The organism is Streptomyces sp. DSM 40868 (genome assembly GCF_011820545.1).
Lineage (GTDB): Bacteria > Actinomycetota > Actinomycetes > Streptomycetales > Streptomycetaceae > Streptomyces > Streptomyces eurythermus.
This window is the reverse complement of the sequence record NZ_CP050504.1, coordinates 6255924-6281134: the sequence shown is the minus strand read 5'-3', so window position 1 is coordinate 6281134 and position 25211 is coordinate 6255924. Positions and strand designations below refer to the sequence as shown.

Genomic DNA, 25211 nt, shown 5'->3' with positions numbered 1-25211 from the left:
GAGTGTTCACCGCGCCCTCAGGGTGAGGACGCGGTCTTCCCCGGCGACCAGTTCGAGGGGTTCGGTGCCGGAGGAAGTCCGCAGTTCGACGCGGTGGGTGCGGCCGGGTCGTACGACCGCCCGGGCGCCGTCCGGGCCCCAGGCGAGGTCGACCTCGGAGCCGAACCGGGTGCGGATGCCGCGCAGTTCGCCGCGCGGGCAGGCGTCCGGGACGGCGGGGAGCAGGACCAGGCGGTCCGGGGTGGACTGGAGGAGCGTCTCGATGAGCACGCCGGGGAGGGTGTGCGCGGCGTCCGCGTTGTAGACGTCGCGGTGGGGGTAGTGGGCGCTCATCAGGGAGGTGTGGAAGAAGTCGCCGTCGAGGACCCGGCGCAGGGCACGCCCGGCCCGGTCCCCGTCGCCGAGCCGGGCGGCGATCAGGGCGTGGTGCAGATGGCCGTGGGCGGAGTCGTTCTCGGCGCCGCGCAGTTCCAGAGCCCGGTGGGCGGCGGCGGCCAGGCGCGGGGTGTCGTACGGAGTGATCTCCTCCAGGGGCCAGACGCCGTAGAGGTGGCTGAGGTGGCGGTGGTCGTAGGTGTCGTGGAGGCCGGGCCAGGCCCATTCGGCGAGGGCGCCGTCGGAGTTGATCCGGTGCGGGGGCAGCCGCTCGGCCAACGCGCGCCACTTGTCGGCGTGTTCGGGGTGGTAGCGGGCGGCGGTGAGCAGGGTGTGCCGGGCGGCGGAGAGGTCCATGGCCGCGTTGAGCGCTCCCCAGCTGCCGTTCGCGGGGCGGTTCTCCGGGGAGTAGGAGGGCACGACCACGAGGTGGCCGTCGGCGTCGGTGCGGGTGAGGAAGTCCTCGTAGAAGAGGGCCGCTTCGGTGAGGGCGGCGGCGGTGCGCGGGTCCTGCTCGCCGCGGATCTCGTCGTGGTCGACGAGCGGTTTGAGCAACCAGTCGGCGCCCGCGGTCCACAGGTGCAGCGGGTACTCGCGGCTGAAGTGGTACGTCAGTCCGGACTCGCCGTCGCTGTGCGAGGGCGCGACCGCGCCCCGGGTGCCGAAGACCGCGCGGGCGTTGGCCCGCCAGTGCGGCAGCTGCCGGGTGACGAAGCCGGCCAGCGCCTCGGTGACCTCGGGCAGGGCGGCGGCGGGCGCGGCGGCGGTCTGGAGGTTGAGGTTGGCGTTGGTGGTGAACGCCCCGGACCAGGCGGTGTCCCAGTCGCCGGTCCACAGTCCGGTGAGCCGGGGCGGGTGGTGGCCGCTGCTGGAGAGCAGGTGGTAGCGGCCGGCCGCGAACAGCCGTTCCAGCAGGGCCGGGCTGTGCGGGCGGTTGAGCAGCTCGGAGCCGGGCAGGGCGCGCTCGGCCGGGTCGGCGCCGAGGTCGAGGGTGACCCGCAGATAGGCGGGGCGGTGCTGGTCGAGGTGGCGGGCGAGCAGGCTGTCGTAGGGGCGTTCGGTGCCGTCGAGCAGGTTCTGGAGGTGCCGGGACTCGGCGATGACATCCGCCTCGCCGGTGTGCCTCAGCACCCGGGTGAGCAGCAGCGCCGAGCGGCAGCCTGTGACGCGGACGCCCGGCGGGGTGAGTTCCGTCCGGCCGCCGGTGACGGCGACGAGGGTGACGCCGGTGTAGGCGCGGTCGCTGTCCGGGTAGCGCACGCGCAGGCTCAGCAGGGCGCCCTCGGAGGTGAGGAGCGCGCCGTGTCCGACGCGCAGCCCGGCCGGGGCGCCGGGCAGCCGGTGGTCCAGGGTGACGGCCAGGTCGCCGGCGGTGACCTCGTGCGCGATCACGTCGTCCGCGCGGGAGACGAACACCCGGCCGGCGGCGCCGCGGCCGGCCACGGTGACCTCGCCGCTGGTGAAGTCGACGGCCCGGCGCACCTCCCGCCCGCCGCCCGCCGGCCGGCGCACCCGGACCTGGAAGGCGGGGTGGAAGGGCTGCACCCACTGGAGCGGGCGGCCGTCGGTGAAGCGCTCGGCGGCGGTGAGGTCGCCGGCGAGCAGCCGGTCCTGGACCTGGGGCAGGGCGGCGGCCAGCCGGGGCGGCCGGGCGTGTTCGGCGCCGTTGGGCCGGACGAGGGTGTGCTGGGTGACGATGACCCGCTCGTCGTCCGGGTCACCGAACACGAGGGCGCCATGGTGGCCGTTGCCGCTCAGGAAGGCGTCCTCCCAGCGCGCGGCCGGGGCCGGCTCCCAGGTGCCGTGGACCGGCGTGGCGCTCATGACCGCAGCACCGCCACGCCGTGGCGGCCGAGGGTGACCGTGTCCGTGACGTCCGCGCCGCCGAGCAGCTCGCGGTGGGTGCCCGGGACGGGGACGGTGACCGGCTCCCGCCCGTGGTTCAACAGGAACAGCAGGTCGCCCCGGCGCACCGCCTCCACCGTCTGGGGCAGCCCGTCCAGCACCGGCCGGATCCCGGCCCCGGCGGCGATGCCTGCCAGCAGGGAGCGCAGCGCGTCCGGTTCGGGCAGCGTGGACAGGTACCAGGCGCGGTCCCGGCGCAGTACGGCGGGCAGCCCGTCCAGTTCCCCGCCCCGGTAGGGCACGGTCTCGGCGGCCCCGGGCTCCGGCTCGATCTCCTCCGACCACAGCGTGCCGCGGAACCCCTCGCAGTCGACGGTCTCCCCCGCGTCCAGCGGCCACCACTCGTGCAGGGTGCGGATGCCGAACAGCTCGCGCAGCCGGGCGTCCATGCCGCCGGGGCGGACCCGGTCGTCCTCGTCGACGACGCCGGTGAGGAAGCCGCAGACGAGGGTGCCGCCCTTACGGGTGTACGCGAGGAGATTGGCGGCGGCGGAGTCGGTGAGGAGGTACAGCTGCGGGGCGACGACGAGCCGGTAGCCGGACAGGTCGTCCTCCGGGTGGGCGAAGTCGGCGGTGAGGTGGGCCTCCCACAGGGCGCGGTGCCAGGCGGTGAGCACCTCGGGGTAGTCGACCAGCGTCGACGGGCGCCCTTCGTGGTCCCCGGCCCACCAGGAGTGCCAGTCGTGCAGGATGGCCACATCGGCGGTGATCCGGGTGCCGGACACCTGGTCCGCGATCCGGGCGAGGTCGGCGCCGAGCCGCTTGACCTCCTGGAACGTGCGCCCCTCGGGTCCCGCGTGGCTGACCATCCCGGAGTGGAACTTCTCGGCGCCCTGCCGGGACTGGCGCCACTGGAAGTAGCAGACGGCGTCGGCGCCGCGGGCGACGGCCTGGAGGGACCACAGCCGGTTCAGTCCGCGCGGCTTGGGGTGGTTCACCCCGCGCCAGTTGACCGGGCCGGCCGCCTGTTCCATCAGCATCCACGGCCCGCGCGCCTGCGACCGGGTGAGGTCCTGCACCAGCGCGCCGCGCTGTCCGCCGAGCGGGTCGCGCGGGTCGGGATACAGGTCGACGGAGACGACGTCCTCCTCGCGGGCCCAGCGCCAGCCGTCCTGCCCGGTCCACAGCGGCATGAAGTTGGTGGTCACCGGCAGGTGCGGGGTGTGCCGTCGGACGATGTCCCGTTCGGCGGTGCAGCACTCCAGGAGCATGTCGGAGCTGAACCGGCGGAAGTCCAGCACCTGGCCGGGGTTCCTCATGTAGTGCGGGCGGCGCGGCGGCAGGATGCCGTCCCAGGTGTCGTACCCCTGGCTCCAGAAGGCCGTCCCCCAGGCGGAGTTGAGGGCGTCCAGGGTGCCGTACTTCTCCCGCAGCCAGCGGCGGAAGGCGGCTGCGGCCTCGTCGCCGTAGTCGAAGGTGCAGTACTCGTTGTTGATGTGCCACATGGTCAGCGCCGGGTGGCCGGCGTAACGGGCGGCCAGGTCCTCGGTGATGGCGGCGGCGTAGCGGCGGTAGGTGGCGCTGGAGTGCGAGAAGTGCTGCCGCCCGCCCCACCACTCGATCCGCCCGTCGGCGTCCCGGGGCAGGGTGTCCGGGTGCAGGCGGCCCATCCAGGGCGGCGGGGAGGAGGTGGGCGTGGCCAGGACGACCCCGACGCCGTGCTCGTGCAGCAGGTCCATCAGCCGGTCCAGCCAGCCGAAATCCCTCGCGCCCGGCTCCGGTTCGAGCCGGGACCAGGAGAAGACGCCGAGCGTCACGGAGTTGACCCCGGCCTCCCGCATCAGCCGGACGTCCTCGTGCCAGGTCTCCTCCGGCCACTGCTCGGGGTTGTAGTCGCCGCCGAAGAGGATGCGGCCCCGGGTGACATCGTCGAGGGCCGGGCTCATGCGGGCTCCCCGTACTGGATGCCCCGCCCGTTGGTGCCGAGGTAGACGCGGCCGTACCGGCGCGGGTCGCCGGTGACGGTCTGCCCGGTCCAGCCCCACTGGTGGGCGTCGTCGTTGATGCGGACCCAGGTGCGGCCACCGTCGTCGGAGCGCAGGACGGCCACGCCGGAGCCGGTGAGCGCGCCCACGTGGTAGACGGCCGGGTAGCGGGCGCCGGGAGCGGCCTTGCCGAACCCGACGGTGTACGAGGCCCGGATTCCGTCGGCCCTGGTGAACCCCGCCCCCGCGTCAGTGGACCGGTACAGCCCGTTCTCCTTGGCGCTCACCCACAGGTCACCCGTCCGCCCCGGGGCCGCGGCCAGCTGGAACTGGCCGTCACCGGACGGCAGTCGGGAGAACCGGGCGGCGAAGGTACGGCCGTGGTCGGTACTGCCGTACAGGGTCCCGGTGCCGGTGTCGTAGGCGTAGAAGACCGCCGGGTCGACGGGGTCGGCGACCGGGGTGGCGCCCTTGGGGAAGGACGGCACCTCGGCCCAGGTGCGCCCGCCGTCCGCCGAGCGGTGGGCGGGGTATTCGGTGCCGTCCCAGTGCGTGAACGTCCACAGCAGCACGCTGCCGTCGGCGCTGACGGCGATGGGTCCGGGGGCGTCCTCGGCGAGGGCCGGCTGGGCCGGGAAGGGCGTCCAGGTGCGTCCGCCGTCGGTGGAGAAGGCGCCGTTGCCGTGGTCGCCCCAGCCGGTGCGCACGACGTACGACGGTTTCGCCGCGGCCAGCGCCAGACCGGTCGCCGTGCCGAAGACGGGGTTCGCGGCCATGCCGGGCTTCGGGGAGGCCGTCAGCCGCTCGTGGTACAGCACGCCGATGTCCCCGTTGGCGCTGATCAGGTGGGCCTGTCCGGCGGGCGGTGAGATCAGCTGCCGGACCGAGGTCTCCTCCAGGCCGCGGACCCGGGGCGCCCAGTGGACGAGGTCGCGGGTGCCGTAGACGGTGGCGCCGGTGCCGTAGAGGATGTGCGCGCTGTCGTACGGGTCCACGGCGACGGCCTGGATCCACCAGCCGAACTTGGGCGTCTCCGCGCCCCAGTTGAGGTATGGCGTCTCGGACACGTCGAGGACGGCGGTGTCCTTCAGGGAGACCCAGCTGCGGCCGCCGTCGGTGCTGCGGTACAGGGTGTCGACCGCCGACCAGCGGTTGTTGGTGGACACCACGACCGTGCCCGGACGGCGGGCGGCCACGGCGACCCCGCCGTACCCGAAGGTGTCGGCGCCGCCCGGGACGACCGGGGTGACCTCACTCCAGGCACCGGTGACCGTGTCCAGCTTGTGCACGCTGCCGGTGCTCTGCCCGTTCGGGCCGGGCGCGTCGGCGTACGTGACGTACAGCGCGTGGGCGCGGGGGTCGTGGGCGGCCCGTATCGGAACCCTGGCGGAGGCGCCGGCCGGCTGTCCCGGGACCGCCTCCCAGGTGGTGCCGTCGGTGGTGCGGTACAGGTTCGGGTGCGCGCCCGTGCCGTCGCCGTCGCCCCAGCCGGCGTAGAGCGTACGGCCGGCGGCGACGAGCAGGGTGACGCCTTGGCCGGTGCCGCCCGGGGTGCCCGGGAACCCGGTCTGCCTCTGCCAAGTGCTGCCCCTGTCCGTGGACTTGAGCAGCCCGTCGTGGCGGGTGCCCAGCCACAGGGTGTCGCTGTCGCGGGGGTCCACGAGGAGCCGTTCGCCGGTGCCGCGGCCGTCCTCGTTGGCGCCGAGCGGCACGGGGAGGTCGGTGCGCTGCCAGGTGCGGCCGCGGTCCTCCGAGCGCAGGAGGGCTCCGTTGCCGGCCCAGGGCTGGGTGTACGTGCCGAGCGCCAGGTACAGCCGGCCGGGGTGGGCCGGGTCGACCGCCAGGGCCTCCACGCCGAGCAGGTTCCAGTCGTCCCAGCCGAGGTGGTCGGTCAGCGGGGTCCAGCGGTCGGTGTCCCGGTCCCAGCGGTAGGCGCCGCCGATGTCGGTGCGGGCGTAGGCCAGGCCGGGGGTGGTGGGGTGGAAGAGGAGACCGGTGACGAATCCGGTACCGCCGATGACGACGGTGCGCCAGCGGTATGTGTGCCTCTTGGGTTCGGCAGCGTGTACTTGGGTGGGCAGGGTGGCCAGTGCGGCGGCGGCTACGGTTCCTGCGAGAACGGTTCTGCGGGTGGGCATGGGGTACCTCGGCTGGGGAGTCTTGGTGGGTGGTCCGGTACGGGGGCCGGGGTGGGGGTGGGGACGCTCACCCGCGCTGGCAGGGTGCCGCTGCGCCCACCCGTGCCGCCCCTAGCGGCACGACTGCCCGCAGCTAAGTGGGTACGGCGGCCCGCAGGGCGCGGCGGCGGGGGCAGCGCCCCGAAAGGGGCGCGGGGAACTGCGCGAGCAACCCGCTCAGGGCCGCAGTCGCCGACGATCCGCACCGCCCCTTTGATCAGGCGCCCCCGTCACCCCTTCACCGCTCCCGTCAGCATCCCCTTGCGGAAATGCTTCTGGACGAACGGCGAGAGGACGGCGACCGGCAGCAGGGCCAGGACCATCACGGCCATCTGGACGGCCAGCGGCGACAGTTGCCCGGTGTTGATCTGGGCCGCCAGCCCCACCGGCCGTTCCTGCTTCTGCACCAACTGGATCATCACGTTCTGCAACGGCATCATCTTCTGGTCGGTCAGATAGATCGACGCGTTGAACCACGCGCTCCAGTACCCGACCGCGTAGAACAGCGTGATCACCGCGAGCACGGCCCGGGACAGCGGCAGCACGATCCGCCACAGGATCCGCCAGTCCCCCGCCCCGTCGATCCGCGCGCTGTCGACGAGTTCGGGCGAGATGCCCATGAAGAACCCGCGCAGCACGAGGATGTTGAACACGCTCACCGCGCTCGGCAGGATCAGCGCCAGGTAGGTGTCGGTGAGGCCGAGCGCCTGCACCAGCAGGTACGTAGGGATGAGCCCGGCGCCGAAGAACATCGTGGCGAGCAGCGTCATCAGGATCCAGCGGTGGCCCAGCGAGTCCCGGCGGGACAGGCCGTAGGCGCACAGCACCGACACCGTCATGCTGAACAGCGTGCCCACGAGGGTCACCCCGAGGCTGACCAGCGCGGCCCGCTGGACCTGGCCGCCGCCGAGCAGCTCCTGGTAGGCGACGAACGTGATGCCCTTGGGGATCACCACCAGCCCGCCGGTGTCGTCGATGACCTTCTTCGGGGACAGGCTGGTGACGATCACGATCCACAGCGGGAAGAGCACGGCGAAGCACGCGATCCCGAGGACCAGTCCCTTCGCGGCGAGCCCGGCCTTCGCCGGCTCCTCCTCCCAGACCGGCCGGGGCGGCGCGGCCCACCGGCTCCGCTCGCGCACGCCCTCCGGCACCGGCCGGTCGACCACGGCGCTCACTTCTTGTACACCCCCTGCTCGCCCATCAGGTGGGCCGCCTTGTTCGCCACGAGGACGAGGGACAGTCCGACGACGCCCTTGATCAGGCCGGCCGCCGCCGCGTAGCTGAAGTCCTGGTTGCGGATGCCGTTCCACCACACGTAGGTGTCGAGCACCTCGGAGGCGTCGGGGCCGACCGCCTGCCGCTGGAGCAGGAACTGCTCGAAGCCGACGGTCAGGGCGTCACCGACGCGCAGCACGAGCAGCAGGGCGATCACCGGCCGCAGCGCGGGCAGCGTGATGTGCCACATGCGGCGCCAGCGCCCGGCGCCGTCCATCGCGGCGGCCTCGTACAGGTCGTGGGGGACGGCGGCGAGGGCCGCGAGGAAGACGATGATGCCCCAGCCCGCGTCCTTCCAGACCATCTCGGCGGTCACCAGGTACTTGAAGACCGCCGGGTCGGTCATGATGTCGAAGCCCGGGTGACCGTGCTCGCGCAGGGTCTGCGCGAGGACGCCGGCGCCGCCGAAGATCTGCTGGAAGACGGTGACGACCAGCACCCAGGAGAAGAAGTGCGGCAGGTACATGACCGCCTGGGCGACGGCGCGGACCCGGGGCCGGATCACGCTGTTGATGAGCAGGGCCAGCGCGATCGGGATCGGGAAGAACAGCACCAGCTGGAGCAGGAACAGGACGAACGTGTTCTGCACGGCGTGCCAGAACCCGGCGTCCTCGAAGACCCGCTGGAACTGCTCCAGGCCGACCCAGGGGCTCTGGAAGACGGCGATGAAGCCGTTGTCGCTGAGGTAGGGGTCGTAGTCCTGGAAGGCGACGACGTTGCCGAGGATCGGGACGTAGTTGAAGACCAGGAGCAGCAGCACCACGGGCAGGGTCATCAGGATCAGGGTGCGGTCGCGCCGGAACCTGGTGCGCAGGCCGTGCCCCCGGGCGCGCTCCCGGCGGCCGGTGGCGCCGCCGGACGCCGCCGGTTTCCGCTTCGCCCCGGCGCTGCTGCGGGGCACCGTGCTGGTCACCGCGCCGAACCGGTGGTGTCGAGCAGCTTGCGGTACCAGTCGCGCAGGTCGTCGCCGCCCTGCTTCCTCCACTCGGAGACCGCCTGCTGCACGTCGCCGATCTTCTTCCGGCCGCGGACGACGTCGTCCTCGAGCTGCTCGAAGTCGTCGGCGAGGTTGGACCAGCGGCCGGGTTCGGTGATCGTCAGTCCGTAGAAGGAGGACTTCTTGGTGAAGGCGCCCATGCGCTGCTGCCACTCGATCATGCCCCGGGTGACCTCGGGGAAGTCGGGGTGGGCGACGTAGGCGGCGGGCTTGCCGGTGTAGTCGAAGGCGCCGAGGACCTCGTTGACGCCCTTCGTGGTCTTGGTGGGCACGCCCTTCTTGTCCAGGGTGAAGTCGGTGCCCTCGACGCCGTACTCGGCGAGCAGGCGCTCCTTCGTGCCGTAGGGGGCGGCGCAGAAGTTGGCGATGGCGAGGAAGTCCTTGATCTTCTGCTCGGACGCCTTCCTGTTGACGAAGGTGAAGATGTTGCAGGGCTGGCCCGCCCACAGCACGGGGTCGCCGCCGTCGTGGGTGAAGATGTCCATCGCGGCCATCTCGAAGTCCGGGTTCTGGGCGTGCTGTTCGGAGGTCTTGCCGAACCAGTCGGACAGGTCGTTGTTGTAGACGAGGAGCTTGCCCGCGGTGAAGCGGGTGCCGGCCGGGTTGGTCGTCTTGCCTGCCTTGTCGTCGGGGTGGACCACTCCGGCGGCGAACAGCTTGCGGGCCCACTCGAGGGCTTCGAGGTACTCCTCGGTCTCGATGCGGTTGATCAGCTTGCCGCCCTGGAGGTTCCACCACAGCGCCTTGTCGCCGCCGTTGAGGACGCCGAAGGCGTTGAACGCGGTCCACTTCATGTCGGAGCAGGCCCACACCCCGCCCTTGGCGTCGGTGGCCTCCTTCGCCCAGGCGAGGAACTCGTCGGTGCTCTTGGGCGGTTGCCAGCCGCGCTCGTCGAAGACGTCCTTGCGGTAGAAGGGCGCGATGTTGGGGACGTACGAGCCGGGCAGCGGGATCGCGCGCAGCTGACCGCCGAAGATGCAGCGCTGCCAGGCGTCGGTGGGGACGGCGGCGAGGTTGGGGTAGTCCTTGACCTTGTCGCCGGACAGGTAGGGGCCGAGGTCGGCGAACTTGGCGTTGACGGCGTTGGGGATCTTGCCGTTCAGGTTCCAGCCGGGGACGACCACGACGTCCGGGATGTCGCTGGAGGCGAGGATCGCGCCGAGCTTCTCGTCGTAGGTGTTGCCGTCCTGGTTCTGCCACCTGGTCCGGACGCCGATGGCCTCGTTCATGGCCTTGTAGTACGGGTTGTCGTTGTCCGGCGGGGTGCCCCACAGCGGTGCCATGATCGTCAGCTCGCCGCCGCTGCCGAGCTTCTTCGGCACGGAGGTCTTGAGCCGGTCGAGGGCGATGGCCTTGGTGAAGCCGGCGGAGGAGCCGTTCTTCGCGGGGATGTCGGGGGCGACGACGCTCGATGCCACGTACGCGGGGAGGATCTTCCGGGCCGCCTTGCCGGAGGTGGTGCCTTCCTTGCGGCCCTCCTGCCCGCCGCCGCAGGCGGTGAGCAGCGGGAGTCCGCCGGCCACCGCCGCGGCGGCGACCGCGGTGGAGGCGAGGAAGCTTCTCCTGCTGGGGGCGGAGGGGGCGGCGTTCGGCGTCATTGCGTCAACCCTTCATGGCGCACCAGACACCCGGCGGTGGGCCGTCGGTTGCGGTGTCTTCAGTGGATCGGCTGAGCGGAAGCGCTGGGGGTGCGTGGGCAGCAGTCGAAGCGCTTCGATGTTGCTGCGAGGTTAAGTGAACACCTGGGGGCGCACAAGGGTCGATCCCAAGTTTCCTCGGATGCGCGGGGGGCCTCCGGGCCCGCGTAGCTCCTTGCACAGTCGGAGAGTTGTCGGCCCTGTTTCGGACCGGCACCTTGACACTCCGGCTCCCGCACACTGAGCATCGAAGCGCTTCGAAAGCGTCAGCCGCTCCATGCGCAAGGGGAACCACTCGTGACCGTTGACTCGCCGTCCACACCGCCTTTCCGCGATCCGCGGCTGCCGTTCGCGAAGCGCGTCGACGACCTGCTGGGGCGGCTCACCCTGGATGAGAAGATCTCCTTCCTGCACCAGTTCGTGCCCGCCGTGGAGCGCCTCGGCGTCGCCGCCTGGCGCACCGGTCAGGAGGCCCTGCACGGGGTGGCGTGGATGGGCCCGGCGACCGTGTTCCCGCAGGCCGTCGGCCTCGGCGCGACCTGGAACCCGGAGCTGGTCCGGCGGGTCGGCGAGGCCGTCGGCAAGGAGATCCGCGCGATGCGCGCCCGGGACGACCGCGTCGGCCTGAACGTCTGGGCCCCGACGGTCAACCTGCTGCGCCACCCGTTGTGGGGCCGCAACGAGGAGGGCTACGCGGAGGATCCGAAGCTGACCAGCGCCATCGCCACGGCGTACACCCGGGGCCTGCGCGGCGACCACCCCCTGTACTGGCGCACCGCACCCGTGCTCAAGCACTGGCTGGCGCACAACAACGAGACGGACCGGGCCACTTCGTCGGCCTCCGTGCGCCCGCGGGTGCTGCACGAGTACGACCTGCGCGCCTTCCGGGGGACGGTGGAGGCGGGCGCGGTGGCCGGGGTGATGCCCGCCTACAACCTGGTCAACGGCCGCCCCAACCACGTCTCCCCGTATCTGCGCGAACACCTGCGCACCTGGACCGACGAGGAGCTGCTGGTCTGCTCGGACGCGGGCGCGCCGTCCAACCTGGTCGACGCCGAGCACTACTTCGACACCCACGAGGAGGCCACCGCGGCGGCCCTGCTGGCCGGGGTGGACAGCTTCACCGACCACGGCACGGACGGCTCGCTGATCACGGCCCGGGTCAAGGGGGCCGTGGAACGAGGTCTGCTGACCGAGGCGGACATCGACGCCGCCGTGCGCCGCCAGCTGTCCGTCCGGTTCCGGCTCGGCGAGTTCGACCCGGACCGTGATCCGCACGCGGCCACCGGCGCGTTCGACACCCCGGAGCACCGGGCGCTCGCCCAGGAGGCCGCCGAGCAGGCGATCGTCCTGCTGAAGAACGACGGCGGCCTGCTGCCGCTGGCCCCGGACACCCGGATCGCGGTCGTCGGGCCGCTCGCCGACGAGTGCAAGCTCGACTGGTACAGCGGCAGTCTGCTGCGCCGCTCCACCCCGCTGGAGGGCCTGTACGAGCGGTTCGGGGCGCAGCGGGTGGAGTTCGCGGAGGGCGTGGACCGCGTCCGGCTGCGGACGGCGTCCGGCGCGTACCTGGCGGTGCCGGCTGCGGACGCCCCGGACCGGGCGCGCGGCGCCGAGGGCGCGCTGGACCCGGCACAGCTGTCCGGGCGCACCGATCTGCCGCCGCTCACCACCGACGCGACCGGCAGCGAGTTCGCGCTGGTCGACTGGGGCGAGGGGGTGCTGACCCTGCGCGCCCCCGACGGCCGCTACCTCTCGGTCGCCGAGGACGGCTTCGTGCGCGCCTCCGCCGACCAGCCCGGCGGCTGGGTCGTGCAGGAGACGTTCCGCCTGGAACCGCACGCCGGTGGTCACCTCCTCGAGCATCTGGGCACGGGCCGCCGGGTACGGGTCGCCGCCGACGGGGTGAAGGTTGCCGACGAGGGCGATGTCTTCGAGGTGGTCACGGTCGAGCGGGGCGAGGAGGCCGTGGCCAGGGTGGCGGCCGGGGCGGACGTCGTCGTGGTGGTGGCGGGCAACGACCCGCACATCAACGGCCGGGAGACGGAGGACCGTACGACCCTGCTGCTGCCGGAGCACCAGCGGCGGCTGCTGGACGCGGCCCGCGCCGCCAACCCGCGCACGGTGCTGGCGCTGGTGTCGGCGTACCCGTACGCGGTGGACACCACCCGGCTGCCGGCCGCGCTCTGGACGGCGCACGGCGGGCAGGCGGCGGGCACGGCGCTGGCCCGGGTGCTGGCCGGTGACGTCAGTCCGGCCGGCCGGCTGCCCCAGACCTGGTACGCGGCCGACGCCGACCTGCCCGACCTGCTCGACTACGACGTGATCGGCAGCCGCCAGACCTACCTGTACTTCGAGGGCACCCCGCTCTTCCCCTTCGGCCACGGCCTGTCGTACGCGTCCTTCGCCTACGCCGGCCCGGCCGCCCGGGTGACGGCCGGCGCGGTGCTGGTGGAGTGCGTGGTCACCAACACCGGGGACCGTGCGGCGGACGAGGTGGTCCAGCTCTACGGCCGGGCGGTCCAGGCGTCGGTGCCGCGCCCGCGCCGCGAGCTGCTGGCGCACCGCAGGATCACGCTCACCCCCGGCGAGACGGCCGCCGTCTCCTTCGAAGTCCCGCTGGAGGAACTGGGGTTCTGGGACGTCCGGCGGGGCGCGTGGCGGCTGGAGGAGGGCCCGTACGAACTGCTGCTGGGCGCGTCCAGCGAGGATGTGCGGCTGCGGACGACCGTGCACCTCGACGGCGAGCCGCCGGCCCCGCGCACGGTACGCGAACACGGCCTGCCGGCCGCGGACTTCGACGAGCAGTCCGGCGCCGCGATCGTGGACCGTACGAAGACGGCGGGCGACGCGGTGACCCCGGCCCACGGCACGACGGCCGAACTGGTCTACCAGGACTGCGACTTCGGCACCGGTGTGCGCGAGGTGACCGTGCGGGTGGCGGGCCGGGGCACGGTGGAGATCTCCCTGGACGGCGGCCCGGCCCTGGCGGCGCTCACCCTGGAGTCCCCCACGGCGGGCCCGTACACCTACACCACCCTCTCGGCCGGCCTCACCGCCGAGGGCGTCCACGACGTCCGCCTCGGACTGCGCGGCCCCGTCCGGCTCGCGCACGTCGGCTTCTCCGGTTGAGGGTCCGGAGAAGCCCGGCACCAGGAAGGGGCCCGGCACCGGAAGGCAGCGGTGCCGGGCCCCTTCGGATCGGCGGTCCGTCCCCAGGTTATCTGAAAACGGTTGCCATTAGCCAGGGTCCGGCGCCCCGGCATCGGGTACCGGGGAGTACTGAGAGGGTTCGCGGGGGAAGGTGGCGTGGGCCCCGGCACCGGGCTGCTTCTGCTCGGTTGCCCGAAGCGATGGCGTGGCCGGCCTGTCCTCGCCTTCCGTTCGGCTGTGGTCGGTGTAGGTGGCGTCCGAACCGCCGCCCTCCCCGCCGGCCGCGCCGTCGGCGAGCGGGGACCCGGCCCGGGGGGCCGCCCGGATGAACCAGGTGGTGACGAATGCGACGGCGGACAGGAAGGTGGCGCCGATGACGACCCCGCGCAGACCGCTGGTCACCGCCGCCTCGGCGGCGTCGCGGACGGCAGGAGGCATGTTCTTGAGCACGGCGGGAGTGAACTCGCCGCCGGCCGTGAGGCGTTCCTCGGTCCCCGAGCCGAGCCGCCCCACCAGCGTCTCGTGCATGCGGCCGCTCTGTACGGCTCCGAGGACGGCGACACCCAGGGAGCCGCCGATGGTGCGGGTCAGGGTCACCGTTCCGGACGCGGCGCCCATGTCCTTGTGCGTGGCGTTGTTCAACGTGGTGAGCAGGGTGCTCTGCATCAGGATGCCGACGCCGAGCCCCATGACCACGGTGAGCGCCGAGGCCAGGGCCACGGGAGTGCCCGTGCCGAGAAGGAGGAGGACCAACGCGCCGACCACCATGACGGCGCTGCCGCTGATGGGCATGACGCGGTCCAGTCCGCCCCGGTCCGTCAAGCGCCCCGCGGTCAGTTGCGCCGTGAGCATCCCGAGCATCATCGGCAGGATCAGCATGCCGCTGACCGTGGACGAAGCGCCCTGGACGAACTGCATGTACTGCGGCAGATAGTTGATGGTGGAGACCATGACGGCGCCGGCCAGAAAACTGAGTACCTGGGCGAGGGAGAATTCCCGGCTGCGGAACAACCCCGGCGGCATGACGGGTTCCTGGGCCCGCCGTTCCACCCGGACGAACCAGGCCAGCGACACGACGGCGACCAAGCCGAGTCCGGTGATCGGCTGGGACAGCCAGGAGTACCTGTTCCCCGCCCAGGTGGCCATCAGGGTCAGGGCCATGACGGCCACGGTGAGCAGCAGCGCGCCAAGGTAGTCGATCCGGCCCTTGACACGTTCGGTGTGCAGCTTCACCCCGCGCGCTACGGCCACCAGCGCGACGATGCCCACCGGGACGTTCACATAGAAGGTCCAGCGCCAGTTCATGTAGTCGGTGATGAACCCGCCGAGCAGGGGCCCGCCGACGAAAGCCACCGGGAGCATCACACCGACGACCGACTGAACGCGGCCCCTGTCCTGCGGGGCGACCAGCACTCCGAGGACCGACAGCGCCCCCACCATCAGACCGCCGGCACCGAGGCCCTGGAGAGCGCGGAACGTGATGAGCTGAACCATGTTCTGTGCCAGGCCGCACAGGACCGACCCGGCGAGGAAGAGCCCGATGGAGGACATGTAGGCGCCCTTACGGCCGTACAGGTCCCCTGTTTTCCCCCAGATCGGTGTAGTGGCCGACATCGCCAGGAGATACACCGTCACCACCCACGAGAAGTGGTCCATGCCGCCGAGATCGCCGACGACCGTGGGGAGTGCGGTGCTGATGATCTGTCCATCGAGAGTCGCCAGCACGATGCCGAGCATCAGCCCGAAGACGCCCAAGCGTGGTAAGGGCGGACGGGCGGGTGCGGGTGTCTCGGCTGTCGGGTCGTTCATGGCTGCCTCCGGGGCGCGCTCGGCGGAAGGTCAGACGGTGTACGGGCGGGTCTTCTTGGCATCCCGCAGCGCCTGGCCCCACCACGCCAATTGGTCGAGCATGGCCTTGGCCGCGACGTCGGACGCGGGATCGGTCGTCTTGCCCTCGGCGTCGAAGAGCTGACCGTAGTTGGCGAAGCTGACAGTGTTACGGACCGTCACGGCGTGCACCTCGGCGAGTACGACCCGCAGATGCTCGACGGCCCGCAGGCCGCCGGACACACCCCCGTAGGAGACGAAGCCGACCGGCTTGGCGTGCCACTGCTCGTTGTGCCAGTCGATGGCGTTCTTGAGCGAAGCGGGATAACTGTGGTTGTACTCCGGCGTGACGATGACGAACGCGTCGGCCGCGGCGAGCCGGGACGACAGGGCGCCGACCTTTTCCCGGACCTCGTCGGACGGCACCTCACCGAAAGCCGGCATGTGCACGGGCAGAGGCGTCTCCAGCAGGTCGACCCGGTCCACCGCCATGTCCTCGCGCTGGGCGATGTGGGAGATGACCCAGTCCGCGACCACCGGGCCGAACCTGCCGTTCCTGATGCTTCCGATGATCACGGCGACCTGCAGGCGTGCGTTCTCGGGATCGGTCATTACGGGAAACCTCCGTTGAGGTACGCGCGGCACCCTGGGCGCGTACAATGTACACAGATGGCTGTACGCCGTCCACTGACAGTACGTCGTACACTAGCGTACGTTGTACACGCAGCAGAAGGAGTCCAACCGATGGCCGTTCAGGACAGGCGGGACAGGAGCGAGGAGCAGGACAGCACGCCCCTGTGGCAGAGACTCGAGCGCCCGGCGCGGGCTCCTCGCACGCCACTGAGTCCCGAGAGAATCGCCGAGGCCGCCGTGCGGATCGCCGACACCGAGGGCCTCGACGCCGTCACCATGCGGCGCCTGGCCTCCGCGCTGGGCGTCGCACCCATGGCCGCATACCGTTACGTCAACGGCAAGGACGAGCTTCTGGAGCTGATGGTCGACCACGTGTACGGGGAGCTGGAGCTCCCCGCCATGGAGGCTGCCGATTGGCGGCAGATCACCCGGGTCCTCGCCCTGCGACTGCGGGACATGCTGCTGCGGCACCCGTGGGTTTCCCGGGCCGATTGGTGCGGGCCGACGCCGAATCAGCTCGCCCTGCTGGAGAACGCGCTGGCGGCGCTCGCCGACAACCGGCTCGATGCCGACACCTCCATGTCGATGTACAGCACCGTCACGTCCTACGTACGAGGCGCTGTCGACTCCGAGACCGGCCTGAAGCAGATGCTGAGGACGAGGGGCTGGTCCAGCCACGAGGAGGCGCGCCTGGAGCTGGCCCCCCAGATGCAGTGGCTGATCAAGACGGGGCGTTACCCGATGTACGAGCGCTATCTGCGCGAGGCCGCCCGCAAAGACGACATCCAGTGGCAGTTCGAAATCGGGCTGGACAGCGTCCTCGAGGGCATCGCGGTGCGGCTGGAAGCCGATCGCGCGGCGCGCGAGGCGTGACACGAACAGGCCGGAGCCAGTATCGGCCCGTGTGGAAGCTGTAATGCGCAGAGTTCGTCTTCAGCCGTTCCACCCCGAAGGCGCCATCACGATCGGCTCACCGCACATCGATCACCCTACTCGGGAAGTGCTGTCGCCTCGCGGCGGGACAACCTGTTCTTCCGAAGGCAGTCAGACGCGAAGTTGCTGGTGGACGGGGTCACATGTCCGTAATCACCGAAGGCCATGCGTCGTCCCCGATGTCCAGCAGTTCCACACGCTCCAGGCGAAGCCGGCCCATCAGACGAACGGCCGCAGCCCCCGCACAGTGGGCTGCGGCCGTTCGGTTTTCCGACCTGTCCGTGGCAGGTCAGAGCGCGAGACCGGTCAGGACCAGTACGCGCTCGTAGGTGTAGTCCTCCATCGCGTACCGGACGCCCTCGCGGCCCACGCCGGACTGCTTGGCGCCGCCGTACGGCATCTGGTCGGCGCGGTAGGACGGGACGTCGCCGATCACCACACCGCCGACCTCGAGGGCGCGGTGGGCACGGAAGGCGACCTGGAGGTCGTGGGTGAACACGCCCGCCTGGAGGCCGAACTTGGAGTCGTTGACCGCGGCGAACGCCTCCTCCTCGCCGTTCACCTTGTGCACGGTGAGGACGGGGCCGAAGACCTCCTCGCAGGCGATCGTGACGTCCGCCGGCACGTCGGCGAGGACGGTCGGCGCGTAGGAGGCACCGTCCCGCTTGCCGCCGGTGAGCAGCGTGGCGCCGGCCGCGACCGCCTCGTCCACCCAGGACTCCACGCGCTTGGCGGCGTCCTCGCTGACCAGCGGGCCGACATCGGTCTTGGGGTCGGACGGGTCGCCGGTGACCTGGGCCTCCACGGCGGCGACGATGCGCGGCAGCAGCCGGTCGTACACCGACGCGTCGGCGATCACCCGCTGCACCGAGATGCAGGACTGGCCGCCCTGGTAGTTGGAGAAGGTCGCGATGCGGGTCGCGGCCCAGTCCAGGTCGGCGTCGGAGGAGAAGTCGCCGAGGACGACCGCGGCGCCGTTGCCGCCCAGTTCCAGCGTGCAGTGCTTGCGCGGCACCGAGTCCATGATCGCGTAGCCGACCTTGTCGGACCCGGTGAAGGAGATGACCGGCAGGCGCTCGTCCTGGACCAGGGCGGGCATGCGGTCGTTCGGGACCGGCAGGATCGACCAGGAGCCGGCCGGCAGCTCGGTCTCGGCGAGCAGATCACCGAGGATCAGGCCGGACAGCGGGGTGGCCGGGGCCGGCTTCAGGATGATCGGGGCGCCGGCGGCGATGGCCGGGGCGACCTTGTGGGCGCACAGGTTCAGCGGGAAGTTGAACGGCGCGATGCCGAGCACGACACCCTTGGGGAAGCGGCGGGTGAGCGCGAGCCGGCCCTGGCCGCCGGCGTCCGTGTCGAGCCGCTGGGCCTCGCCGCCGTTGAACCGGCGGGCCTCCTCGGCGGCGAACCGGAACACCGAGACCGCGCGGCCGACCTCGCCCCGGGCCCACTTGATCGGCTTGCCGTTCTCGGCGGAGATCAGCTGGGCGATCTCCTCGGTGCGCTCGGCCAGCCGCTTGCTGACGTGGTCCAGGGCGGCGGCGCGTACGTGCGCCGGGGTGGCGGCGAACTCGTCCCGCACGGCGTACGCGGCGGCCACGGCCTCCTCGACCTGGGCCTCGCTCGGCACGCTGACCGAGCCGACGAGCCGGCCGTCCCACGGGGAGGTGACGTCGAAGCTGTCCTCGCCGGTGACCTGGCGGCCGGCGAGCCAGAAGGCATGGGTGGAAGTCATGTACGAGTCCCGGCCCTTCCGCGTTGGGGGTGTGCTTGGCTTGCGAGGTCCACGGTAGGGCGGGGGCGGCCGGGGGTCGTTTGTCCGAGTCGTAGCAGTCGATGCGAGGGGTACGCCGGTTTGGCGAGGTAATCGGCGCGGGGGCGGCGGGACAGGGCCCCCTCGGTCACTCCGTCGCCGTCGCCTTCAGCGCCAGCCACAGCTCCATGCGGACGTCGGGATCGTCCAGGCTGCGCCCGAGGATCTCCTCGACCCGCCGCATCCGGTACCGCAGGGTGTGCCGGTGGACCCCCAGGTCGGCCGCGGCGGCGTCCCACTGCCCGTGCCGGGACAGCCACGCCCGCAGCGAGGCGACCAGGTCCCCCCGCCCGGTGGCGTCGTGCTCGTGCAGCGCCCGCAGCAGCCCGTCGGCGAACGCCTTCACCGCGTCGTCGGCCAGCAGCGGCAGCACGGACCCGGCCGCCAGCTGCTCGTGCTCCACGAACACCCGGCCCCGCCGCCGCGCCACCGACAGCGCCTGTTCGGCCTGCTTGTACGCGGCCGACGCCGCGGTGGGCCCGGTGGGCGCGGACAGGCCCACGACCAGGCCGTCCTCGTCCGCCCGCCCCTGCTCGGGCCGCGCCCGCTCGGTCTCGCGCGCGGCGGCGTAGGCGGTGCACGCGGCCACCGCCGCGCCCTCGTCGGCGGCCAGCACCACCAGCCGCTCCCCCTCGGGCACCACCAGTACGGCCTCCCCGGCCCGGGCCGCGGCGGACTCCACGGTCTCCGCGAGCTCGTCGAGGTGTTCGCCCGCCGGGCCGGACGCGGACTCGGCGACGATCATCCGGAACGGGGCGTCCAGCAGCGCGCCGTACAGGTCGCCGGCGACGGCCCGGGCGTGGTCCGGCTCCCCGGCGAGCAGCATGCGCAGCACCGCCGTGCCCACGCGCTGCTCGGCCGCGTGCAGGGAGCGGGAGCGCTCGGTGGTGAGGGTGAGCAGGGCGATGGCGGAGTGGACGGCGTACCGTTCGGCGGTGCCGAGGGCGGCGGCGGTGCCGACGGCGAGCGCGGCGCGGGGGCGGCGGCCGGTGCCGAGGCTGTGCAGCTCCACCCGGTCCTCGTGGTCCGGTCCGCCGACCACGGAGGAGGCGGGGGCGGGGCGTTCGCGCAGCCGCTCCACCTCGGCGGTGAGCCGGGCGGCGCGGCGGCCGGCCCAGTCCGGGGCGGCGGCGACGACGGCGCCCGAGGCGTCGTACAGCGCCGCCCAGCCGTCGACCTGGGCGGCGAGCGCCCCGAGGACGCCCTCGGGGCCGGCGCCGAGGGCTTGCTTGGTCAGCTCCCGCTGGGCGGCGAAACCGGCCGTCACGGCGCGGTACTGGTCGGCGGCGATGGCCGCGGAGACGGCCTTGCTGATGGCGAGGAACGGGGTGCGGCGGGGCACCTCCAGCAGCGGCAGGCCCTCCTGCGCGCAGGCGTCGACGAGCGGCTCGGGCGTCTCGTCGTAGTTCACGCCGACGGCGAACCCGAGCCCGACGACGCCGGCGCCGACCAGCCGGCGCACGTAGCGCCGCATGGCCTCCCGGTCCTCGGCGTCCAGCTTGAGCGCGGTGATCAGCAGCAGCTCGCCGCCCTCCATGTAGGGCACGGGGTCGGCCAGCTCGCTGACGTGCGCCCAGCGGACGGGCACGTCGAGGTGGTCCTCGCCCGCGCGCACGGTCAGCTTGAGCGCGGAGTGGTTGACGAGCGAGGCAAGAGTCGGGGGCATGGGGCCTTCACGGTGAGGGATCCGGTGATCTTTTGGCCGCGGTGTATGAACGGCCCATCCCGATTCTGCCTCACCGTACGACCGCTCACCCCCGCAGATCGACCAGCAACGGCGGCGCGTGCTCGCCCTGCACGGTGGTCAACGACAACACCGCGTGCCCCGGCGGCACCCCATGAGCCAACTCGGACGCGGACCAGCGCTCCCGCTCTACTTGACGGACGGTGACGGCACGAGCGGTGGGCGCCTGGCCGGTGATGACCCGGCGCAGCATGTGCACGGCCTTGCCGGCCGGGGTCTCGGCGATGATCTGGCGGTCGGTGACGTCCCGGGCCTCGATCCACTCCTTGCCCCACACCTCGGCGAAGTCCTGACCGTCCCAGGGGGTGAGCCCGGACAGCGCCATCCTGCAGCCCGTGGCGCCGAGCAGCGGGCCGCGCAGCGGCCGGGGTACGTCGTCCAGGGTGCGCAGGGTGAGCACGGTACCGGCGTTGGCGCTGCGCAGCCGCTGGATGCCGCGTACGGCCTCCGGGGTGACGACCCCCGAGGCGTCGTCGAGCAACAGGCAGGCGAAGAGCGAGCGGTCCTCCCGCACCGTCACGGAGGCGGTGAACTGGGCGAGCACCAGCCGGGACAGGATCCGGGAGGCGTCGGCGTGGCCGCGCTGGGGCAGGTCGATGCGGACCCGGACCGGGTGGTCGAGGGACCGCAGCGAGAACGGCCGGCTCTGGCCGGAGGTGTCGAAGAAGGAGGCGAAGGCGGGTCGGTCGAGCAGGGCGATCCGGTCGGCCAGGACCGAGCCGACGTCCCCCGGGTGGGCCAGCTGCCGCTCCCGGGCGTCGAGTTCCCTGAGCAGGGAGGCGTGTCCGGCGTCGGTCAGCGCCTTGCGCAGCGCGGCCAGCGGCCCCGGGGCACCGTCGAGCAGCTGCCGCAGCTCCGGCACGGAGGGGAAGCGGCCGTGGACTGCGCGGAAGGGGCCGAGCAGCTGGGCGAGGACGGTGGTGGAGCGGCGGCTGTCGCTGCCGGGGTGCGGGTCGGCGAGGTCACCGACGAGGGCCTCGGCGAGTATGGCGGCGGCCTCGTCGGGGTCGGTGGTACCGCCGTAGAGATCGAGGTCGTACACGGAGTCGGGGTGGCCGATGCGTACGACGACGTCATAGGACTCCGCCGGGCCGAGTCCGGCGCCCGCCGCGCCGACCACCACGACGGACGCCCGGCCGGCCAGGGCCTGCAGGCACAGCGACTCGGCGAGCGGGCGCACCAGGGCGCCGGTCTTGCCGGAGCCGGCCGGGCCGACGGCGAGCAGGGAGGTGCCCAGCAGGTCCGGGCCGAGGGCGAGGCCGGCGCCGCGGTAGTGGTACGGGTTGCGGGGGTCGTCGGCCGTGGTGCCGAGCCGGACCTGGCCGGTGAGCAGGTCGTGCCGGGCGTACCGGGCGGGCAGGTCGCGGGCGCCCGAGGGGTGCGGGCAGGCGGCGGCGCCGTCCTTCAGCACGGCACCGGTGAAGGTGGCGAGGCTGTGCCGGCCGGTCCGTACGCCCTGCCAGGCACGGCTGAGCCGGGCATGGTCCACGTCCCGCATGAGCCCGGCCTTCGCCTCGGCGGCAAGCCGCTCCGCGGCCTCGTAGGCCCCGGCCTGCCGGAGCTGGGGCCATTCGGCGGGATCCTGGTCGGGGGCGGGCGGGGGCGCGGCCGCCTGGGCGGTGGCACCCCAGGTGCGCGGTCCGAAACGGCGCCAGACCTCACCCCACCGGCCGAGCCGGCCGACCACCAGCAGGATGGCGAGGGCGATGACGGCGTAGTACGAGTACCAGAGGATCGCGTTGCCGACGCGGTCGTTGCTCCGGCGCCAGGAGTCGGGGGTGAACAGGTCCAGCGGCAGCACCCACCAGGTGCCGAAGTAGCCGTTCCACAGCAGGGACCACACCAGCCAGCCCACGAGGAAGGAGATCAGGGCTCCGCTGAGCAGCTGCCGGGTCGAAATCTGCTCGGGCTCCTGTTGGGGCCGTGGCCGGTGCCCGAAGCGCCAGATGCCGGGCGCCGCCTCCGGGCGGGGGGTCCGCAGCCAGGTCAGAAAGGGAGAGGTCTCCGGCTTCGGAGGCGCGCCGGGGGGCACGAGGGGCGCCGGCGGCAGCCCTGGCGGCATGGGCGGCACCCCCGCCCCCACCAGCGGTGTCGCGGGCGCCTCCCGTGGTGCCGGTGGGTGCGGTACCGGTGTCGCAGGCGTTTCGCGTGCGTCCCGTGTGCCGTCGGTGTCCATCGACCCTGCCCCCTGACCAGCCGTTCCGTCCGCCATCAGCGAGCCAATCTAACGCCCCGGCAAGGGGAGTTCACCGCTTACACGGCGGAAGCGGGCCACAGCCGTCCGGGCGGGCTATGTCCACCGCGGACAAGGGGACGCGCCGACAACGCCCACATGGAGCATGCCCACCCCCCGGAACCGGTCTTAGCCTGCGAGAAAAGAAGGTATGCGTCCGTAAACGCACCGCCCGGAACCGCCCGGGACCGCCCGGTACGCAAGATCATCAGGGAGCCCCCATGACCGCACTTCCGCAGGAGCGCCGCGTCGTCACCGCCATCCCCGGCCCGAAGTCGCAGGAGCTTCAGGCCCGCCGTACCGCCGTGGTCGCCCAGGGTGTGGGTTCCACGCTGCCGGTCTTCGTCACCCGCGCCGGCGGCGGTGTCATCGAGGACGTGGACGGCAACAGCCTCATCGACTTCGGCTCCGGTATCGCCGTGACCTCCGTCGGCGCCTCCGCCGAGGCCGTGGTGCGCCGCGCGAGCGCCCAGCTCGCCGACTTCACCCACACCTGTTTCATGGTCACCCCCTACGAGGGCTACGTGGCGGTCGCGGAGGCCCTCGCCGAGCTGACCCCGGGCGACCACGCCAAGAAGTCCGCGCTGTTCAACTCCGGCGCGGAGGCCGTCGAGAACGCCGTCAAGATCGCCCGCGCCTACACCAAGCGGCAGGCCGTCGTCGTGTTCGACCACGGTTACCACGGCCGGACCAACCTGACGATGGCGCTGACCGCGAAGAACATGCCGTACAAGCACGGCTTCGGTCCGTTCGCCCCCGAGGTCTACCGCGTGCCGGTGGCGTACGGCTACCGCTGGCCGACCGGCCCGGAGAACGCCGGCCCGGAGGCCGCCAAGCAGGCCATCGAGCAGATCACCAAGCAGGTCGGCCCGGACAACGTCGCCGCGATCATCATCGAGCCGGTGCTGGGCGAGGGCGGCTTCATCGAGCCCGCCAAGGGCTTCCTGCCCGCGATCCGCCAGTTCGCCGCCGACAACGGCATCGTCTTCGTCGCCGACGAGATCCAGAGCGGTTTCTGCCGGACCGGCCAGTGGTTCGCGTGTGAGGACGAGGGCATCGTCCCGGACCTGATCACGACCGCCAAGGGCATCGCCGGCGGTCTGCCGCTCGCCGCCGTGACCGGGCGCGCGGAGATCATGGACGCCGCGCACGCCGGTGGCCTCGGTGGCACCTACGGCGGCAACCCCGTCGCCTGCGCCGGTGCGCTCGGCGCGATCGAGACGATGAAGGAGCTGGACCTCAACGGCAAGGCCAAGCGCATCGAGGAGGTCATGAAGGGCCGCCTCACCGCCATGGCCGAGAAGTTCGACATCATCGGCGACGTGCGCGGGCGCGGCGCGATGATCGCCATCGAGCTGGTCAAGGACCGCACCACCAAGGAGCCGAACCCGGAGGCCACCGCCGCGCTCGCCAAGGCCTGCCACGCCGAGGGCCTGCTGGTCCTGACCTGCGGCACCTACGGCAACGTGCTGCGTTTCCTGCCCCCGCTGGTCATCGGCGAGGACCTGCTGAACGAGGGCCTCGACATCATCGAGCAGGCCTTCGCGCGCATCTGACCCGCGCGTCGGGCCGAGAGGTCCGGACCTGTGGAGGTGCCTGCGGCAGGCCGTGTGAAGAAGGTGTGCGGGGTGGATGAGAGGAAGGGATTCCGTCTGCCCAACCGCCCCCGCCTGCCGTAGGTTCTCTCCCGATGAGAGATACACCCCGCCCACGGGGGACCGTGGACGGATCCGGGCCGAGGCCTCCCCAGCTTCGATCCGGTCGTGCCCTCGCGCACACATCCGGTGCCTCCCGGCTCCGGGATCTCCTCACCGATCGGACGGTCGCCGCCCCAAACCCCCCGGGGCGCGCGGCACACCGGTCCGGACGGCCGCCTCGGAACCATCCCCCCTGTTCCGGGGCGGCCGACCTCCTTCCGCCCCGCCGGATTCGACCTGCCAAGCTGGGCCCATGCTGCTCCTGGTCCTTCCGGTGGTCCTCCTCGCCCTGATCACCTGGCAGGTGCTCACCGACGGGCCGCTGCTGCGGCCGGACGCCGAGGCGAGCCGGGCCCTGGCCCATCCGGACGGGTTCTCCCAGTTCCTCTCCGACCTCGGCAACGTCCAGGTCGCCGTCCCGGTGCTGGCCCTCGCCCTCGCCGCCGCCCTGTGGCTCGGCCGGGTCCGGGGCGCCCCCCGCTGGTGGCTGCCGCCACTGACCGCCGTCGTGCTGATGGCGCTGGTCCCGGCGGTCGTCGTACCGCTGAAGGAGTGGACCGACCGGCCGGGGACACCGGTGGTGCCCCCGGCGACGGGCTACTTCCCGTCCGGTCACACCGCGACGGCGGTGGTGGCCTACGGCTCGGCGGCCCTGCTCCTGCTGCCCTGGCTCCGCTCCCCCGCCGCCCGCCGCGCGCTGGCGGCCGGCTGCGGGGTCCTGGTCCTCGGGGTGTCCTACGGCCTGGTCCGGCACGGCTACCACTGGCCGCTGGACGTGCTGGCCGGCTGGTGCCTGGGCGCCGTGCCGCTGGCCCTCCTCGCCCGCGTCACCAGCCGGAGCGGGCACGGTCAGCCGAAGCAGGCGGATCAGCCGAAGTAGAGGC

General features: G+C 72.5%; 15 protein-coding genes. 4 read left to right on the top strand and 11 right to left on the bottom strand.

Translation table 11 applies throughout. From position 1 onward, the window contains the following. Positions 1 to 6: 6 nt before the first annotated feature. From HB370_RS28680 to HB370_RS28655, 6 genes are all read right to left on the bottom strand, one after another. The gene (locus tag HB370_RS28680; protein WP_030784921.1) at positions 7 to 2199 is read right to left on the bottom strand and encodes a glycoside hydrolase N-terminal domain-containing protein; all 2193 of its coding nucleotides are present in this window, start codon (positions 2197 to 2199) and stop codon (positions 7 to 9) included. Beyond that, on the bottom strand, positions 2196 to 4166 hold the full coding sequence (locus tag HB370_RS28675) for a beta-galactosidase (protein WP_030784925.1): 1971 nt from the start codon (positions 4164 to 4166) through the stop codon (positions 2196 to 2198). Before HB370_RS28675 ends, HB370_RS28680 begins: the two co-directional genes overlap by 4 nt. Further along, on the bottom strand, positions 4163 to 6343 hold the full coding sequence (locus tag HB370_RS28670; protein WP_030784928.1) for a 1,4-beta-glucanase: 2181 nt from the start codon (positions 6341 to 6343) through the stop codon (positions 4163 to 4165). The genes HB370_RS28675 and HB370_RS28670 overlap by 4 nt, the downstream gene beginning before the upstream one ends. 269 nt (positions 6344 to 6612) lie before the next feature. Beyond that, on the bottom strand, positions 6613 to 7560 hold the full coding sequence (locus tag HB370_RS28665) for a carbohydrate ABC transporter permease (protein ID WP_030784931.1): 948 nt from the start codon (positions 7558 to 7560) through the stop codon (positions 6613 to 6615). Then, positions 7557 to 8573: an ABC transporter permease subunit gene (locus tag HB370_RS28660; RefSeq protein WP_030784934.1), complete on the bottom strand. Its 1017-nt coding sequence runs from the start codon at positions 8571 to 8573 to the stop codon at positions 7557 to 7559. The genes HB370_RS28665 and HB370_RS28660 overlap by 4 nt, the downstream gene beginning before the upstream one ends. After that, a complete protein-coding gene (locus tag HB370_RS28655; RefSeq protein ID WP_030784937.1) occupies positions 8570 to 10255 on the bottom strand; it encodes an extracellular solute-binding protein in 1686 nt (561 codons plus the stop codon). Before HB370_RS28655 ends, HB370_RS28660 begins: the two co-directional genes overlap by 4 nt. 336 nt (positions 10256 to 10591) lie before the next feature. On the opposite strand from HB370_RS28655, the gene HB370_RS28650 reads away from it, so the two are divergent. Continuing rightward, complete coding sequence (locus HB370_RS28650) at positions 10592 to 13426, top strand: glycoside hydrolase family 3 C-terminal domain-containing protein (protein WP_030784940.1); 2835 nt, start codon at positions 10592 to 10594, stop codon at positions 13424 to 13426. Positions 13427 to 13534: 108 nt separating this feature from the next. Here the strand turns inward: HB370_RS28650 and HB370_RS28645 are convergent, their stop codons facing one another. Continuing rightward, positions 13535 to 15256 (bottom strand): MDR family MFS transporter, encoded by a 1722-nt coding sequence (locus HB370_RS28645; protein WP_244405661.1) that lies wholly within the window; start codon positions 15254 to 15256, stop codon positions 13535 to 13537. Between the two features lie 30 nt (positions 15257 to 15286). Further along, positions 15287 to 15886, bottom strand: coding sequence for an NAD(P)H-dependent oxidoreductase (locus tag HB370_RS28640; protein ID WP_030784944.1), 600 nt, complete (start codon positions 15884 to 15886; stop codon positions 15287 to 15289). A 132-nt stretch (positions 15887 to 16018) separates the two neighbouring features. On the opposite strand from HB370_RS28640, the gene HB370_RS28635 reads away from it, so the two are divergent. After that, complete coding sequence (locus HB370_RS28635; protein ID WP_030784946.1) at positions 16019 to 16780, top strand: TetR/AcrR family transcriptional regulator; 762 nt, start codon at positions 16019 to 16021, stop codon at positions 16778 to 16780. Positions 16781 to 17129: 349 nt separating this feature from the next. On the opposite strand, the gene HB370_RS28630 is transcribed toward HB370_RS28635, so the two are convergent. From HB370_RS28630 to HB370_RS28620, 3 genes are all read right to left on the bottom strand, one after another. Next, on the bottom strand, positions 17130 to 18575 hold the full coding sequence (locus tag HB370_RS28630; protein WP_030784948.1) for an aldehyde dehydrogenase family protein: 1446 nt from the start codon (positions 18573 to 18575) through the stop codon (positions 17130 to 17132). A gap of 166 nt (positions 18576 to 18741) precedes the next feature. Next, positions 18742 to 20319: a PucR family transcriptional regulator ligand-binding domain-containing protein gene (locus HB370_RS28625; protein ID WP_030784950.1), complete on the bottom strand. Its 1578-nt coding sequence runs from the start codon at positions 20317 to 20319 to the stop codon at positions 18742 to 18744. 85 nt (positions 20320 to 20404) lie between these two features. Further along, positions 20405 to 22573: a hypothetical protein gene (locus HB370_RS28620; RefSeq protein WP_030784952.1), complete on the bottom strand. Its 2169-nt coding sequence runs from the start codon at positions 22571 to 22573 to the stop codon at positions 20405 to 20407. 278 nt (positions 22574 to 22851) lie between these two features. Here HB370_RS28620 and gabT point away from each other — a divergent pair, with 278 nt between their 5' ends. Continuing rightward, entirely contained in the window at positions 22852 to 24186 is a 1335-nt protein-coding gene (gene gabT / locus HB370_RS28615) for a 4-aminobutyrate--2-oxoglutarate transaminase (protein WP_030612955.1), read from the top strand. A gap of 394 nt (positions 24187 to 24580) precedes the next feature. Beyond that, a complete protein-coding gene (locus HB370_RS28610; protein ID WP_037701989.1) occupies positions 24581 to 25207 on the top strand; it encodes a phosphatase PAP2 family protein in 627 nt (208 codons plus the stop codon). Positions 25208 to 25211: the final 4 nt, after the last annotated feature.